Below are 15,706 nucleotides of genomic sequence, written 5' to 3'. Positions count from 1 at the left end.
AATGGATCCATATCAGAATATGAACATCAGCCCCACCGATAAGCGCAAAGCGGAAAAGAATAAAAGCGCTGATGCGGGGGGCAATGGTGGAAATGGGAATGGGTCTGGCAATAATACGCCGACACCACCGGAAGAACCGTCGCGGAAGCGGAAACGGGTGACGCATGAAGAGCCTTTTGCGCCTCTCATGGATCATATCGAAGATCTGAGGTCTATGCTCCTCAAGTCGGCGATCGTGTTCGTCGTCTGGTTCTTCACCATATTCTCCACCGTCGGCTGGTGGTTCCCGATCGTGTCGAAGGGCGCAGATATCGTGGTGCTTGGACCGTTTGAAGTAATCCGCTTCTACATCCAGACCTCAGCAGCCATCAGCCTTGGGCTGAGCATTCCGTTCATATGCTGGTTCCTATGGCAGTTTGTACGGCCGGGCCTGGTCGAGAAGGAGACCCAATTCCTGAAGGGGTCCCTGCCGATCATGCTCGTGCTATTCGTTATCGGAGTGTCGTTCGGCTATTTCGTCGTGCACCCGATCAGCTATTTCTTCCTGATCCAGATGGGGCAGGTCAATTTCGATGTGCTCGTGACGGCGGATGAATATATGTCCTTCCTGCTTATTACCACGATTCCCTTCGGTCTGATTTTCCAGCTGCCGATAGTGGTCCTGTTCCTGAGTCATATTGAACTGCTTGACTCAGAGTTCATGCGGAAATCAAGGAAGTATGCATATTTCGCCTTGATGGTCGTCACAGCCATCATCGCACCACCCGACTTCTTCACGCATATCATCACTCTGTTGCCGATGATCGGCCTCTATGAAGTGAGTATTGTACTGGTCAGGCGCAAAGAACGGCGCACCGCCAAAAAAGAAGCGGAAAAGGCAGAAGCAGCTTAAAAGGAGGCTCTAGGAGCCTTCTTTTTTGTGCCTAGTTATTTTATCCAGAATGTACCTGCAAGGTGAATATCTGGTATAGTACAATATAGGAAAAGGAGGGGCTTCATAAATGAAAAAAGTAAGAAAAGCGGTCATCCCAGCGGCTGGACTCGGTACCCGGTTCCTGCCGGCGACCAAGGCCATGCCAAAGGAAATGCTGCCGATCCTCGATAAGCCGACGATCCAGTATATAGTGGAGGAAGCGGTCGAAGCGGGTATTGAAGATATCATCATCGTCACCGGCAAGCACAAGCGTGCCATTGAAGATCATTTCGATCATCAGCTGGAACTTGAAATGAACTTGAAAGAGAAGGGGAAGTACGAGTTGCTTGAGAAGGTTGAGCATGCGACCGGACTTGCAAATATCTTCTATGTCAGACAAAAATCCCCTAAAGGGCTCGGACATGCCATACATACTGCCAAGCAGTTCATCGGGGACGAACCGTTCGCCGTGCTGCTCGGGGATGATATCGCCGATAATGAAGGCGGAAAGCCCGCCATCGGCCAGCTGATCGCCCATTACGAAGAATGCCAAAGTTCGGTCATCGGTGTGAAGCAGGTGCCGGCAGAGGAGACTTCCCGCTACGGGATAGTCGAATACGATGGCCAAAAGGATAACCTTTACCATCTGACCGATATGCATGAGAAACCGGGCCCGGGCGTAACGGATTCCACACTCGCCATCATGGGACGCTACGTTCTTGCGCCTGAGATTTTTGATCATCTTGAAAAAGGGGAAGTTGGAGCAGGCGGTGAAATCCAGCTGACCGATTCCATCCGGGCGATCATCGAGTCGGGCGGCGATGTCCATGCCGTTGATTTCGAAGGCACACGTTACGACGTCGGCGACAAGGCCGGATTCGTCAAAACGACGATGGAATATGCGCTTAAATCCGATATGCGCGATGAACTGCTTGAATTTATGGAAGACTCCCTGAAGCGTTACGACAGGATAAGAGAATAGAAAAACTGCGGCAGTCCATGCCCCAAAATTCCGGGGAATCGCATGGGGTGCCGCTTTTTATCTTCAAAGTGTAAAATTAGTCAAAATAAAAAGAGCAAATCAGGCATTTTCCTCCATATATTATGTAGGAGGTGCATGTCATGTTTATAACAGATAGAAGAAAATCAAAGGAGCTCCTGTTTTACGAAGCGTTGGAAGTGCGCTGTAGCTTGACGGGACAGGAAGTGAAAAGGCTTAGGGCATTGCGTCGGGGCTTCGAAGGTGAGAGGGCCTATGACGCGCTGTGGGAAGCGGCCGGCCATGATCACCTGTTGATTTTCCGGGACATCTGGCTACAGGTCGGAAATGCAGTGCTCCAGGCAGATGTGCTTATTATTGATGACGGCCAAGTGACTGTGAATGAGATAAAAAATTATTCAGGGTTATATCGGCTGGAAAATGCTGTATGGTCAGTCAACGGCTACCGTATTTCTGAAGACCCGGTCGCCCAGGTGAGGCGGACTGTCGGCAAGCTGACACATATAAGGTCGAAAGGCGGGCATTCATTTCAGATTGACGGGAAAGTCATTTTCATCAATCCCGACTTTAACCTCACCTCTGATTCAGAAACAGATGACCGGCATATCATCAACCGGACAATGCTGAAACCCTATATGGCGGATATTGCAGCAGGGTATGCCAGTAGAGAAGCATCGGACGTCGCCGAGACCATCAAGTCATGTATCATCGATGACCCGATGCGCGTCCCAGAACTCGATCCCAGCCGTATAAAGCCAGGGATTCGCTGTGCCCGCTGTAGCGCCGTTGATTTATCGATTAAAAGGTATGCAGTCGAATGCCGGCAGTGCGGCCACCACGAAACCACCGAGCGGCTGGTCGTGCGCGCTATAGTCGATCATTCCAATCTATTTCCCGATGCTTCCATGGATAAAAAGCAGATCCGGTGGATGCTTGCCGATCAGGTTGGGCTCAGATGTATAGAACACGCCCTGACGAAATATTGCATAGCCATAAAAAGAGGCAAACATGCAGCATACACTGTCGAAACACACTATCTTGAAGAATTATTGGCAATCAAGCAGTATAAATCAAGATATGAGAAGAAACCCTCTCAAATTTGAGTTGAGTCTCCAATTCCCGTTCGTCGCCGGAACGAAGGCGAGTTAACGTTCCAATTCTCGTTCGTCGCCGGAACGAAGGCGAGTTAACGTTCCAATTCTCGTTCGTCGCCGGAACGAAGGCGAGTTAACGTTCCAATTCTCGTTCGTCGCCCAAACGAAGGCGAGTTACCTAATCAATCACCCCGCAACAAAATAAAACCACTCCCACAAGCGGCGCATTCCGCATGATGGAAGTGGTTCAATATGTCTATTCCAAATATTCGACGACTTCGACTTCGTCGGTATAGTATTTCATATGGTCGCTGACATCCTGATAGACGCCGTCGGCGTCATTGAGGCCGTACTCGGTGGCGTCGGTCAGCGGAACGAGTTCAAAGTCATCGAACTCATTGCTGTGCATATAGGTAGGCATGAATTTCACCGCATCGACGGAGATGTCTTCATCGCCTCCACTGTAGGTGATGTCAAAGCCGATTATGCCGCCGAGCTTCGTCTCCAGACTCTGCTGGGCGCTGAAGAAATTGCCGAGCGAGTAGGCGATCACAGTCTCCTCACCGTCCTCGCGCTCATAGATGTCGACGGGCTGAAGCACGTGTGGGTGGTGGCCCAGTATGATGTCGGCCCCGGCATCGGCGATCTGCTCAAATTGCTGGACATGTTCATCCCTCGGGAACTCCTCGTACTCATTCCCCTGGTGCATGCTGACAACCAGCATATCGACTTCATCCCGCAAGTCTTCCATATCGGATAAAATCGTCAGCATATCAATCAGATTGACGAGGTGGTCCTCCCCTTCAGGAACCGGGATGCCGTTCGTGCCGTAGGTGTAGGCGAGGAAGCCGACCGACACCCCTTCAACATCGATGATGCGCTGGCGCTTCCGGTCTTCTGGACTGACATTCGCCCCGACATATTCTATCCCTTTCTCCTTCAAAATATCAGTTGTACGTTCGACTCCTTCAGTGCTGCGGTCGAGCGTATGGTTGTTGGCGAGTGAGACGATGTCTGCATTCAGATGTTCAAGCAGATCGGCAGCCTCAAGCGGCGCGTTGAACATCGGATAGCCACTCAATCGCAACTCCTCGCCGCCGATCGGGGTCTCCTGGTTCATGAATACGAGATCTTTATCCTGCAGATAAGGCGCAACCTCATCGACCCGTGAGGTGAAGTCGTAGCCTGATTCGGTCTCGACATCTTCATAGAGGTGGTCATGTATCAGCACATCACCCGTTGCGGCGAAGTTGAAGGATGTCTCAAGGTCGAAATGGGTCTCGACCACGTTATGTATCGCGTCTCCGGATATCTGTTCGAGCGTTTTATCATATACAGCATGCGCCTCGTAGTCAGCATCACCAAAAGGGAGGCTGAGCATCAGAAGCATCATCATCTTCAACATATATAAATCCCCCTTGTCTTTTATATTGATTCTACAATGAAGGCACATATATAACCAGTGATTGCATAAAAAAACTTCCCGATCCTAAAATGGATGGGAAGTCACAAATGCCGGTAGCGAGAATCGAACTCGCAGCTCTGCCTTACCATGGCGGTATTTTACCATTAAACTATACCGGCTGGATGGGTTGGTCGGATTAGGTCCGCCAAACACCATTCATATTATCATGCGTCTTGGAAGTTGGCAAGGGTCATTTTGACACTATTGTCGGGCTGTGCGCCAATTTGTGAAGAAAAGGACGCCGTAGTATAGGAAGAGGATGATGAAGATCAATCCGCTGGCCGTAAGTGTGGCGGTCACCGTCCCGAATATATCTGCCGTCAGGCCGCCAAGGACCGGACCGATCATTGCACCGATTCCCTGGATGGAACTGATGACACCCCAGGACTCTTCCTTACTGCTTGCACCGATGCTGCCGGCGAGATACTTGTTCCATGCAGGCAGCATGATGCCGTAGGAAAGCCCGATGAAGCTTGCGATGATGAAGATCAGCCACACCGTTTCGAGTGTGCTGAACCAGATGACGCCAGCTGCGTATATGAAGAAGCCGCCGACGATGACGGTGCGGGTGAACCGCTCTGTATGGGCATCGAGTGCCCGGCTCAACACGGTCATTGAAAATCCGACGAGGCCGAACACGATCAGGATAAAGAACGTGTATTCAAAATAGTTCAATTCAAGCAGCGAGGTGATGTACGTCGGCAGGACCGGCAGCAGCATGCCGACGCCGAGCCCCTGAAGCATGATGCCGGGCATGTTGCGCATATGATGGCGCAGGATCTCCCACGTCTCGCCAAGCGGCAGCCGGCGCTTGCGGCGGCTCGCGGTGGCCTCCCCATGCGTCTCTACTTTGTAGTCGCCTGGCAGGATCAGGAAGATGATGAAGTTCAGGGCGAAGACGATCACCATCGCAACGACCGCCGCAGCATCGAATATGCCGATCAGGAAGTTCATGATGACCATGCCGGCACCGAGGCCGGAGAGCCAGGAAAAGAAGATGAGGCCCATTTCCCGCCCGCGGTTTTCATCCTGCACATTGGATAATGCGATGATCCAGATCGGACAGACGCTGATGCCGAGCAGGCATGCTGCGATCAAAAGCGAGTAGAAGCTCTGATCGAACATGACGAGCGCCATGGCACCGACGCCGACGAGGTAACTCAGGAACATCGTCCACCAGGCACCGATCTTACGCATGATGAAACCAAGCCAGATGTTGGTCACGGCATCGAATACATAATGCATCGTGATGACGATGGACGATAGGCTCAGTGAAATGATGCCGATCGTCGGCAGGGCCGGTAGGTAGCTGAGTATGAACATGCCCCGGACGACTTCCGTCAGGCACAGTATGAAAGCGAGTTTCCAGAATCGTTTCTTTTTTGTATTGGTTGTCATTATGTCACCTTTTATAACGCCGTCAGCTCCTGTACGGGCATGAAGACGCTGCATTTTATGGTTGTCATCATTGTTCAGATGATACGGAACGGTTTGCCCTTCTGTCAATTCCCACTATTAAAGAACATTCTTCTATTGTATAATATAAAAGTTGAAAGGTGGCAGGAAAAATGAATTCGAAGACATTGATTTCCCTACTGAAAATTAAAAAGACATACGGGGAATTTCCAGAAACGGTAGCGCACATCTCCATGGATTCCCGTGAAGTGGATGGAAATGCCATATTCGTAGCGGTGCGGGGCCATCAGGTCGATGGCTTCGATTTCATTCCGCAGGCTATGGAATCAGGGTGCCGCTTCATCGTAACAGACCGTTATGCCGATTTGCCAGAAAATGTCGGGCTCCTCGTCGTCAGAGACCCCGTCAAGGTGGCTTCCCTATTCTCGGAATACATCTACAGCTTCCCCCATGAAACCCAGACGATGATCGGGGTGACGGGCACGAACGGCAAAACCACCGTCGCTACGATGATCCACAATCTAAGCCGTGCGCTCGGCAAGAACAGCGCCTACCTCGGAACCAACGGTTTCGTGGTGAATGACGACCGCTATGCCAGCACCAATACGACGCCTGAAACGACCCGGCTCCATAAAAGGATCAAGGAAGCGAGCGAACGGGATTCCGAAGTCTTCACGATGGAAGTATCGTCGCATGCCCTCGGTCTCGGCCGGACGTTCGGCATCGACTACGACATCGCAATCTTCACCAACCTGACCCAGGATCATCTCGACTTCCATAATACAATGGATGAATACGGCTACACGAAAGGATTGCTGTTCTCCCAGATGGGCCAGAATGTCAAAGATCCGAAATATGCGATCCTCAATGAGGACGATCCCTGGTCGGCGCGCTATCGCGCGATGACGCCGCATGAGGTCATCACCTACGGCATGACCGACGCAGCCGACTTCTACCCATCGGATATCCAAGGCACACTTGAAGCCTTTACATTCACATTGAATACCCCAGAAGGGCAGTATCATGTCGAATCACCCTTCATCGGCCACTTCAATATTCAGAACCTGATGTGCGCCATCATCAGCGAATGGCTGCAGGGCTATAAGCTGCCGCGCATCATCCGCGCAGTCAGCGACATGGCACCCGTGGAAGGACGGCTCGAGGTGCTCGACCGCACGCTGCCGATCGACATCATCATCGATTTCGCCCACACACCGGACGCCCTCAGTAAAATCATCGACACAATCGAGCCGTTCGTCACCGGCAGATTGATTTTCCTGGTCGGCATGACCGGCGAACGTGATCTGTCGAAAGCGAAGGAAATGGGCCACATATCGACGCGGGCCGACGTGGCGATATTCACACCCGACAACCCCGCCAACGATGACCCTGCCATGCTGGTCGAAGCGCTCGCCGAAGGGGCGGCGCACGACAATTACCGAACCTTCCTGGACCGGGCTGAAGGCATCGAATATGCAATCGCCCTGGCGGAGCCCGGGGATACGGTGGTGCTCGCCTGCAAAGGCCGCGAGCCATACCAGATCATGGAAGACTATGTAAAGGTGCCCCACCGCGATGACCTGATTGCACTGGACTGCGCCTACCGCAAGTACAGGAGGGATGAGTATGTTTCAGACGACATCATCGATTGAGGGGCAAAACATGCCTGTCTTCATCCATGAGTCCGAGTCGCGCGGAACATTCATCATCAGCCTCCCGGATATCCACTTCAGCATCGAATACCCGCAGTCGTTGACCAGTGAAGAGCAGATCGAAACACTTGTCCTGCATCTGTTCAGCATGATGGACGAAAATCAGGCTGAAGCAGTCGCCCGGGACATTGTACACGCAATTTTGCGAAAGTAAGGAGACCATTATGGATTTTACTCAAGAAATAGAAAAACGGAAGACATTCGCCATCATCTCCCACCCGGATGCCGGTAAGACGACGCTCACCGAGAAGCTGCTTCTGTTCGGTGGCGCCATCCGCAGTGCGGGTACCGTCAAAGGCAAGAAGAGCGGCAAGTTCGCCACGTCCGACTGGATGAAGGTCGAGCAGGAGCGGGGCATCAGTGTCACCAGCTCCGTCATGCAGTTCGACTTCGACGGCTATAAGATCAACATCCTGGATACCCCGGGACACGAAGATTTCTCGGAGGATACGTATCGTACGCTGATGGCGGTCGACTCGGCCGTCATGGTCATCGATGCGGCGAAAGGCATCGAACCCCAGACCCTGAAACTGTTCAAAGTCTGTAAGATGCGCGGCATTCCGATCTTTACGTTCATCAACAAACTCGACCGTGTCGGCAAGGAACCGTTCGAACTGCTTGAAGAGATCGAATCGACGCTTGATATCGAAACATATCCGATGACGTGGCCGGTCGGCATGGGGCCATCCTTCTTCGGCATCATCAACCGTAAAGACCACTCGATCAACCCTTACCGGGAAGATGATACGATTCAGCTTGATGAAGACTACGCACCGGTCGGCGGACACGCCATCGAAGAAGATGAAGCGTTCCAGACGGCGATCGAGGAGTTTATGCTCGTTGAAGAAGCGGGCGATGACTTTGATGATGAAAAAATCGCCCGTGGTGATCTGACGCCGGTCTTCTTCGGTTCCGCGCTGTCTACATTCGGCATCGAGGAATTCCTCGATACGTACGTCGACTATGCACCAATGCCGACGCCACGTAAGACCAAAGAAGAGTCGCTTGTATCGCCGAAGAGTGAAGACTTCAGCGGTTTCATCTTCAAAATCCAAGCCAATATGGACCCCCGCCACCGCGACCGCCTTGCATTCATGCGGGTCGTCTCAGGGAAATTCACGCGCGGCATGGAAGCCAGGCTGGCACGCACCGGCCGCAAAGTCAAAGTCGCACGCGCCACGATGTTCATGGCAGATGACACTGAAACGGTCAATGAAGCCTATCCCGGCGATATCATAGGCCTCTATGATACAGGAACCTTCCAGATCGGAGATACGCTGTACGCCGGCCAGAAGGTCGATTTCGAAGACCTGCCGCAGTTTACGCCTGAGCTCTTCATGAAGGTGTCGGCAAAGAACGTCATGAAGCAGAAGCATTTCTACAAAGGAATCGAGCAGCTTGTGCAGGAAGGCGCCATCCAGTACTACAAGACGATGCATACGAACCAGCCGATACTCGGCGCGGTCGGACAGCTTCAGTTTGAAGTGTTTGAGCACCGCATGAAGAACGAGTACAATACAGACGTCATTATGGAACCGATCGGCAAGAAGATTGCCAGATGGGTTGAAAATGAAGAAGACATCACCGATGCCATGCACTCATCCCGTTCGAATCTTGTGCTCGACCGCTATGATAACCAGGTGTTCCTGTTCGAAAACGAATTCGCCATGCGCTGGTTCAGCGATAAATTCCCGGACATCAGGCTCTATTCGCTGATGTAGGTTTTCGCTTTACATCAGGAACGGAATCGGCTATATTCAATAAGTAACTAAAAGAACATACCTTTCCAATCGGAAAAGGGGAGTAACGAATGGGGCGACCCATCGATGCATCGTCATGACGGAGAAATTCCCGGTGCATCGAGCAATACTTTGTATTGTATCGTGAGACCTTGGCCGCATCTCTACGGAGATATGCGACCAAGGTCTTTTTTCGTTCACTCGGAAAAGGAGAGAAGTCAATGGATTTTGCAGTAATTTTAGAGTATTCATGGGTGTTGATCGTCCTCATTGTGCTCGAGGGGCTGCTCGCAGCAGATAACGCGGTGGTGCTCGCCGTCATGGTCAAGCACCTCGGGTTCAAGGAACGGAAGAAGGCATTGTTCTATGGATTGTTTGGGGCCTTCATCTTTAGGATGGTCGCCATACTGCTGCTCGTCTGGCTCGTCCAGTGGTGGTGGATGCAGGCGCTCGGTGCCATCTACCTGTTCTATGTGTCCATCTCACACCTCTATGCCATCTGGCGCGGGGGAGAGGACGAAGCAGCACATGAAGCGGCGGCCGAAGGCAAAAAGCCGAAGAAGAAAGCGGGTTTCTGGCTGACGGTCTTCAAGGTGGAAATCGCTGACGTCGCCTTCGCCATAGACTCCATTTTGGCGGCAGCGGCAATTGCCCTGGCGCTCCCGGAAGTCGGCGGCGACTTCTTTGGCGTCAACGCCGGACAGTATACCGTAATGCTTGTCGGTGGCCTGATCGGTGTCATCATCATGCGGTTCTTCGCCAACTGGTTCGTCGAACTGCTCAACAAGAAGCCAGGCCTTGAAATCGCCGCCTTCGTCATCGTCGGTTGGGTCGGCGTCAAACTATCGGTTCTGACGCTCGCCCACGACGCACTAGGCGTCATACCGGAAGCCTTTCCGCATTCAGTCACCTGGAAATTGATCTTCTGGAGCGTCATGGCGGTTGTCATCGCTGCAGGCTGGTTCCTCAGCAGCGATAGGGCCAATCAAGATGGTGAATCAGTGGAAACAAACAGATAAACGTTCTATAATTGAAGCAATACTGATGAGGAGGGGTCGCCTTTGGACAAGTCTAGGAAGCATATCATTCCGAAAGACCGGTACCGCCGTAAGCGAAGAACATTCAACGCCGGCGATGGACGTGATGAAGAGAAGCAGACAGGACAAGTAGAGGGTCAGATAGATGACCATAAAAGCACAGTCGAGTACAAAGGACCTAATCCGCACGATTATGGTAATGACGGCAACACAGAAGATATGCAGGCTCGCCGGGAGAATATGGGGGACACCATGCATATGGCGCCTTCAGGTGGCTATGTCAGGTCCGGAAGTGCACGGCGGAGCAAGGGCAAAGACGACGGCGCTAAAGAGGCAGACACGGGGCCTGATACACGCGATCATGCGGCAGACGGCATAAGTGCCGATGCCAAGAACGGTCCGGAGAACGTGGGAGACACCATGCATATGGCGCCTGAGCCGGGCCCGACTGGGACCACTGCCCCGGGGGAGCGCCGTGGAGGCCGCGGAGGCGGCCGTAAAGGTGGAAAGGGTGGTTGTTTGAGCACCATCCTCCTGCCGCTTATCGCCGGATTGATCGGTGCCCTGATTGCACTTGCCCTATTCAGTGCATTCACTGACGACACGAACCAGGATGAATCTGCTGGAGGCGTCTCAGGGAATGACCAGAGTGAGCAAGAAGAGGGAGGCGATCAACAGGAAGGCGACAATAGCGGTGACGCAGAAGTTTCGGATACGACGGCCGCCATCCAGAAGGCGCGCAAGTCTGTGGTCTCGATCGTCAACCTCCAGAAGATCGGCGACATCCTCCCTGGACTTGAGCAGCAGACTGACAGTGAACCGGAAGAAGCGGGGACCGGCTCTGGTGTCATCTACAAGCTGACGGAAGAAGATGCATACGTCGTCACGAACAACCATGTGGTTGACGGGGCCCAGGAGCTCGAAGTGACACTTGAGAACGGCACCCAGAAATCGGCTGAAATTGTTGGTACCGACCTATGGACGGACCTTGCTGTATTGCGTATGGACCGCGGTGAAATCGAAAATGCCATCGAGTTCGGCGACAGTTCGGATCTCCAGGTGGGTGAAACGGCAATCGCAATCGGTTCGCCCCTTGGCCAGGCATTTTCAGGCTCGGTGTCACAGGGGATCATCTCAGGTCTCGACCGCAGTGTGCCCGTCGATATAGACAACGACGGCAACTACGACTGGGAGGCGAACGTTTTGCAGACCGATGCGGCCATCAATCCAGGTAACTCGGGCGGCGCGCTGGTCGACCAGTCAGGTGACTTGATCGGCATCAACTCGATGAAGATCAGCATGCCGACAGTGGAAGGGATCGGATTTGCAATCCCTGTCAACGAAGTGCAGGAGATTGCCACCCAGCTTGAAGAGCAGGGAGAAATCTCCCGGCCGTTCCTCGGCGTCCTGCTGCAGGACCTCTATACGGTACCGGCTGAAGTGCTGGTCAATGAGATGAACCTGCCTGATGATGTGGAGTCGGGTGTGATCATCAGCAACGTTGAGGATGGCAGTCCGGCAGACGCGGGCGGCCTCAAGCAGTTCGATGTCATCGTATCGTTCGACGGCAATGAAATTGCGAACATGATAGAACTCAGGAAGTATCTGTATTACGAAAAGGAACAGGGAGAGGAGATGACGGTCGGCTATTACCGCAACGGTAATCTGCAGGAAACGACCGTCACCCTGGAATAGTGTGGCGCACCGGGTGACCGGTGCTTTTTTATATGAGTAGGAATGTAGTGGATAGGGTACTGTCAAACAGTATGAAAGTCACCTTGACACAGCTTGATCGGGTGCGTGATAATAAGATGTATTTATGAGAACCGCACGGTTTTGAAAGAAGGGATTGCAATGTTCAAATCGTTGGAGCGTTTCCTCGACTCGCTCACCCCCCAACGCGGGATTTTTCTGTACTATCTGATTGCGCTTTTTGTGGCAAGTTCTGTCCTGAGCCTGCCTTTCCTCTACCGTGGGGAGAAGGATACGGCGCTGATCGACACGATTTTCGTCGCAGCCTCCGCCTTGTCGGTGACGGGCCTGACCCCGATTACGATCGCCGAAACGTTCAATACGAGCGGCTACGTGGTCATCATGGTCATCCTGAACCTTGGTGGGGTCGGCATTATGGCCATGGGTACCATGCTGTGGGTGCTGTTCGGCCGTCATATCGGCCTGAAGGAGCGCATGCAGATTGCCGTCGACAACCACCAGTATAAATTCTCGGGAGCGGTCAAGCTGGTCATCGAGATACTGAAGACGTTGCTGATCATCGAAACGATCGGCGCGGTGATGTATTTCATCTATTTTATGGCAGAGTCCAATGATTTCTACTATTCCCTGATGAACGGCCTGTTCCTGTCGGTTTCGGCCACAACGAACGGCGGTATGGACCTGTTCGGCAACTCATTGATCAGCTATGAGGAAGGTTACATACTGCAGGTGCCGGTGATGATCCAGATCATGCTCGGTGCTATCGGTTACCCAGTATTGATAGAAGTCCGCCGCTTCCTCCGGTCGCGCAAACGGAGTTTCCGGTTTACGCTGTTCGCCAAGATTACGACACTCACTTACCTGGTCTTGTTCCTGGTGGGGACGTTCTTTATCTTCGTCATGGAATCAGCGAATTACTTCTCGGAGGATTCATGGTTCAAAACGTTGATGAACAGCATGTTCGCCTCATTGACTACCCGGAGCGCCGGGTTGACGACCGTCGACCCGAGCCTGTTCAGTGATGCAACACAGCTCGTCATGAGTGCCCTGATGTTTATCGGCGCCTCTCCAAGTTCCGCCGGGGGTGGCATCAGAACGACCACATTCGCACTGCTTATCCTGTTCCTCATCTCGTTCAGCCGGGGACGCAAAGATATCCGCATCTTCAACCGTGAAGTCGACGGTGAGGATCTGCGCCGTGCATTCGCCGTCATCATACTGGCAGTCTTCCTGGTATTCAGTGGCATCATTTCAGTGGTCCTGTTTGAGGGCGGCCGCTTCGACCTGATCGATATCATATTCGAGGTCACCAGTGCATTCGGTACGACGGGCTTATCGACCGGCATTACAGGGGATCTGACCAACTGGAGTAAAGTGGTTGTCATGATCTTCATGTTCATCGGACGGATCGGTTTCATCTCCTTCCTGTTCTCGATGGGCGGCAAGCAGAAGGAATTGTCTTTCCATTATCCGAAAGAACGCATCTTGATCGGCTGATAAACTTCAAATGAGAGGAGTATCCAGACATGCAGGAATTTTTCAGTGTCAGCCTCATACTGACCCAGCATCTTGGACGCAACCTCGGCAGTGCGCCGGGCGTGACGCTGTCGAAGGTGGCCAAATATAGGCGGGGGCTGCTCTTTGAGCAGAACCACCATGTCATCCTCGCCGACCTCGGGGGCACCATCGGCATCGATCTGGACTACATCACCCCGCGCAACCCTGCCATCACGGCGATGAACTATATGGATTACGGCTTCGGCGTGTTGAACCATAAGGATATGGCCAACATTTCACGGCTCAGGCGTTCCTTGAGCTTTTCGAAGTTCCCTTGGATGAGCTGCAACATCACCCATCCGGCGACAAAGGAACCGTTTTTCGGGGAGCCGTACGAAATCTACAGGACCAACGGCATGAAGCTCGCCATCCTCGGCGGCTATGCCGGCACCTATGATCCATCAGAGGCAAGCGGTGAGCGGGATCTCCATATATCGAACCTCAGCAGCTCCATCAAACGTTGGCTCAGATACATCTATGATACCGAAAATCCCGACTACGTCATCGTCTGCCTCGCCGATGCCGACGATACGATCAGCCGCGTCATCCATGATATGGAAGGCGTCGGCCTCCTCATCACCGGCAGCTGTGACGCGGCATCATATGAGGAGAACCACCACGCGTCTTATTCTGCAGAAGACGACCGGCATATCCCGAGATATCATCACCATCACACCGGCAAGGTGATGCATGTCGAACTCAATTTCAAGACCCGCACCAGCACATATGAATATTTGAGCCATTCCGTCTCACGCATCGACCGCGAAGTGTCCCAGCTCCAAGAAGACCACCGTCTCCTTGATCTGGTCCACTATCACCTGTAGAAAGACGGTACAGACGATAAAAGAGCAGCGCCCCGCAGGTTGTGTGGGATGCTGCTCTTTGTTTTATAGGGGGGAGAGGAGTGTTGGATGTCTAACTCTCGTTGGTCCGCACAACGAAGGCGAATTGGCTCTCTAACTCTCGTTGGTCCGCACAACGAAGGCGAATTGGCTCTCTAACTCTCGTTGGTCCGCACAACGAAGGCGAATTGGGTGTCTAACTCTCGTTGGTCCGCACAACGAAGGCGAATTGGGCGTCTAACTCTCGTTGGTCTGGGGCAACGAAGGCGAATTGGGTGTCTAACTCTCGTTCGTCCGCACAACGAAGGCGAATTGGGTGTCTAACTCTCGTTCGTCCGCGCAACGAAGGCGAATTAACCGTCTAACTCTCGTTCGTCCGCGCAACGAAGGCGAATTGGCCGCACCACACACATCCCACCCCAGATCACAAAAAACCCGCTACACTGCGTCTCGCAGTATAACGGGTCGGGGATTATTCTTCGACGATCTTGTATCTTTTATGGTTGACTACAGTCTTTTCGAACATTTCATGCTCGTCGAAATTTTTATCGATTGTAATATCAACAATGACAGAGTTGTCGTTGACTTTCTCAACTCTTCCTTTCATGCCTTGGAATTCTATTATATTCCCTACTTGTGCTGCTACCACTTCTGTTTCTTCATCCATGCGTCAAACCTCCACTACCAATGATGTAAGACATTATACTAGATGTTCGGCAATATTGAAAGCGTTCGGCTATCCATCACCTGTCAGGCATCCGATGTACCCTGCGCCTTATCGTCCGACGCCACGACCGCTTCAGGTTCCTGTTTAGAAACGGTGGCGTTTGACGCTTCTTCCGAGTCGTCAGGCCGCCGCTTTTTCAGCTTGTTCTCCGGCTGTCTGCTCTTGGCTATGATCTTACGCGTCTTCTTCACCTTCTTCTTATCCTGCTTGACCTGTTTCTTGAGGTCATACGGGTGATAGGCGCCGATTTCGACCATATAGTCCGCAATACGTGAATGCTGATTGATTGCCTGTGTAAGCTGCCGCCTCAGCACATCGCGCACTTCCGGGGAAATCGTCTCCGTCAACGCGACCGAGTAGGCCCGAACGGCCGATTTGGACGAGACGAGCATTTCATGGACGATCAGTTCATCCTTCTTGTTGCCGGTGTGTTCCAAAATATCATCAAATTCCATTACTGCAGCCTCCCTAAAAGATAAAGGACATGTGCC

Annotated in this window: 14 protein-coding genes and 1 tRNA gene; 10 read left to right on the top strand and 5 right to left on the bottom strand. The window is 52.5% G+C overall.

Features of this window, described 5'->3' with window-relative positions; all coding sequences use genetic code 11:
- Position 1 precedes the first annotated feature (1 nt).
- From tatC to ACFFLE_RS03980, 3 genes are all read left to right on the top strand, one after another.
- Complete coding sequence (gene tatC, locus ACFFLE_RS03990; protein ID WP_380569859.1) at positions 2–892, top strand: twin-arginine translocase subunit TatC; 891 nt, start codon at positions 2–4, stop codon at positions 890–892.
- A 109-nt stretch (positions 893–1,001) separates the two neighbouring features.
- The gene (galU, locus tag ACFFLE_RS03985) at positions 1,002–1,895 is read left to right on the top strand and encodes a UTP--glucose-1-phosphate uridylyltransferase GalU (RefSeq protein WP_380569858.1); all 894 of its coding nucleotides are present in this window, start codon (positions 1,002–1,004) and stop codon (positions 1,893–1,895) included.
- Between the two features lie 140 nt (positions 1,896–2,035).
- A complete protein-coding gene (locus ACFFLE_RS03980) occupies positions 2,036–3,016 on the top strand; it encodes a nuclease-related domain-containing protein (protein WP_380569857.1) in 981 nt (326 codons plus the stop codon).
- 247 nt (positions 3,017–3,263) lie between these two features.
- On the opposite strand, the gene ACFFLE_RS03975 is transcribed toward ACFFLE_RS03980, so the two are convergent.
- From ACFFLE_RS03975 to ACFFLE_RS03965, 3 genes are all read right to left on the bottom strand, one after another.
- Positions 3,264–4,412, bottom strand: coding sequence for a CapA family protein (locus ACFFLE_RS03975; protein WP_380569856.1), 1,149 nt, complete (start codon positions 4,410–4,412; stop codon positions 3,264–3,266).
- 108 nt (positions 4,413–4,520) lie between these two features.
- Positions 4,521–4,591 (bottom strand) — tRNA-Thr (locus ACFFLE_RS03970).
- An 82-nt stretch (positions 4,592–4,673) separates the two neighbouring features.
- A complete protein-coding gene (locus ACFFLE_RS03965) occupies positions 4,674–5,978 on the bottom strand; it encodes an MFS transporter (protein ID WP_380569855.1) in 1,305 nt (434 codons plus the stop codon).
- Between the two features lie 62 nt (positions 5,979–6,040).
- On the opposite strand from ACFFLE_RS03965, the gene ACFFLE_RS03960 reads away from it, so the two are divergent.
- From ACFFLE_RS03960 to ACFFLE_RS03930, 7 genes are all read left to right on the top strand, one after another.
- A complete protein-coding gene (locus ACFFLE_RS03960; protein ID WP_380569854.1) occupies positions 6,041–7,540 on the top strand; it encodes a UDP-N-acetylmuramoyl-L-alanyl-D-glutamate--2,6-diaminopimelate ligase in 1,500 nt (499 codons plus the stop codon).
- Positions 7,515–7,754: a YueH family protein gene (locus ACFFLE_RS03955; protein ID WP_380569853.1), complete on the top strand. Its 240-nt coding sequence runs from the start codon at positions 7,515–7,517 to the stop codon at positions 7,752–7,754. Before ACFFLE_RS03960 ends, ACFFLE_RS03955 begins: the two co-directional genes overlap by 26 nt.
- A 10-nt stretch (positions 7,755–7,764) precedes the next feature.
- Positions 7,765–9,321 carry a peptide chain release factor 3 gene (locus tag ACFFLE_RS03950; RefSeq protein WP_380569852.1) on the top strand — a complete coding sequence of 519 codons (1,557 nt, stop codon included), beginning with the start codon at positions 7,765–7,767 and terminating at the stop codon, positions 9,319–9,321.
- Between the two features lie 239 nt (positions 9,322–9,560).
- Complete coding sequence (locus ACFFLE_RS03945; RefSeq protein WP_380569851.1) at positions 9,561–10,358, top strand: MeeY/MeeF family manganese export membrane protein; 798 nt, start codon at positions 9,561–9,563, stop codon at positions 10,356–10,358.
- Between the two features lie 42 nt (positions 10,359–10,400).
- Positions 10,401–12,071 carry a S1C family serine protease gene (locus tag ACFFLE_RS03940; RefSeq protein ID WP_380569850.1) on the top strand — a complete coding sequence of 557 codons (1,671 nt, stop codon included), beginning with the start codon at positions 10,401–10,403 and terminating at the stop codon, positions 12,069–12,071.
- A 159-nt stretch (positions 12,072–12,230) separates the two neighbouring features.
- A complete protein-coding gene (locus tag ACFFLE_RS03935; RefSeq protein ID WP_380569849.1) occupies positions 12,231–13,586 on the top strand; it encodes a TrkH family potassium uptake protein in 1,356 nt (451 codons plus the stop codon).
- 29 nt (positions 13,587–13,615) lie between these two features.
- Positions 13,616–14,470, top strand: coding sequence for a bifunctional UDP-sugar hydrolase/5'-nucleotidase (locus ACFFLE_RS03930; RefSeq protein WP_380569848.1), 855 nt, complete (start codon positions 13,616–13,618; stop codon positions 14,468–14,470).
- 490 nt (positions 14,471–14,960) lie between these two features.
- Here the strand turns inward: ACFFLE_RS03930 and ACFFLE_RS03925 are convergent, their stop codons facing one another.
- Positions 14,961–15,137, bottom strand: a complete 177-nt coding sequence (locus ACFFLE_RS03925; RefSeq protein ID WP_380570017.1) for a YkvS family protein — start codon at positions 15,135–15,137, stop codon at positions 14,961–14,963.
- A gap of 101 nt (positions 15,138–15,238) precedes the next feature.
- Complete coding sequence (locus tag ACFFLE_RS03920) at positions 15,239–15,670, bottom strand: spore coat protein (protein WP_380569847.1); 432 nt, start codon at positions 15,668–15,670, stop codon at positions 15,239–15,241.
- Positions 15,671–15,706: the final 36 nt, after the last annotated feature.

Source organism: Salinicoccus siamensis (assembly GCF_042429615.1).
Classification (GTDB): Bacteria; Bacillota; Bacilli; order Staphylococcales; family Salinicoccaceae; genus Salinicoccus; species Salinicoccus siamensis.
The sequence above is the reverse complement of the archived record's forward strand: the minus strand, read 5'-3'. Positions and strand labels throughout refer to the sequence as shown.

Coding starts and splice junctions, on each gene's coding strand:
- ACFFLE_RS03950 (WP_380569852.1), top strand. CDS start 7,765: ATGGATTTTACTCAAGAAATAGAAAAACGGAAGACATTCGCCATCATC.
- ACFFLE_RS03955 (WP_380569853.1), top strand. CDS start 7,515: ATGTTTCAGACGACATCATCGATTGAGGGGCAAAACATGCCTGTCTTC.
- ACFFLE_RS03920 (WP_380569847.1), bottom strand. CDS start 15,670: ATGGAATTTGATGATATTTTGGAACACACCGGCAACAAGAAGGATGAA.
- ACFFLE_RS03945 (WP_380569851.1), top strand. CDS start 9,561: ATGGATTTTGCAGTAATTTTAGAGTATTCATGGGTGTTGATCGTCCTC.
- tatC (WP_380569859.1), top strand. CDS start 2: ATGGATCCATATCAGAATATGAACATCAGCCCCACCGATAAGCGCAAA.
- galU (WP_380569858.1), top strand. CDS start 1,002: ATGAAAAAAGTAAGAAAAGCGGTCATCCCAGCGGCTGGACTCGGTACC.
- ACFFLE_RS03930 (WP_380569848.1), top strand. CDS start 13,616: ATGCAGGAATTTTTCAGTGTCAGCCTCATACTGACCCAGCATCTTGGA.
- ACFFLE_RS03935 (WP_380569849.1), top strand. CDS start 12,231: ATGTTCAAATCGTTGGAGCGTTTCCTCGACTCGCTCACCCCCCAACGC.
- ACFFLE_RS03975 (WP_380569856.1), bottom strand. CDS start 4,412: ATGTTGAAGATGATGATGCTTCTGATGCTCAGCCTCCCTTTTGGTGAT.
- ACFFLE_RS03960 (WP_380569854.1), top strand. CDS start 6,041: ATGAATTCGAAGACATTGATTTCCCTACTGAAAATTAAAAAGACATAC.
- ACFFLE_RS03980 (WP_380569857.1), top strand. CDS start 2,036: ATGTTTATAACAGATAGAAGAAAATCAAAGGAGCTCCTGTTTTACGAA.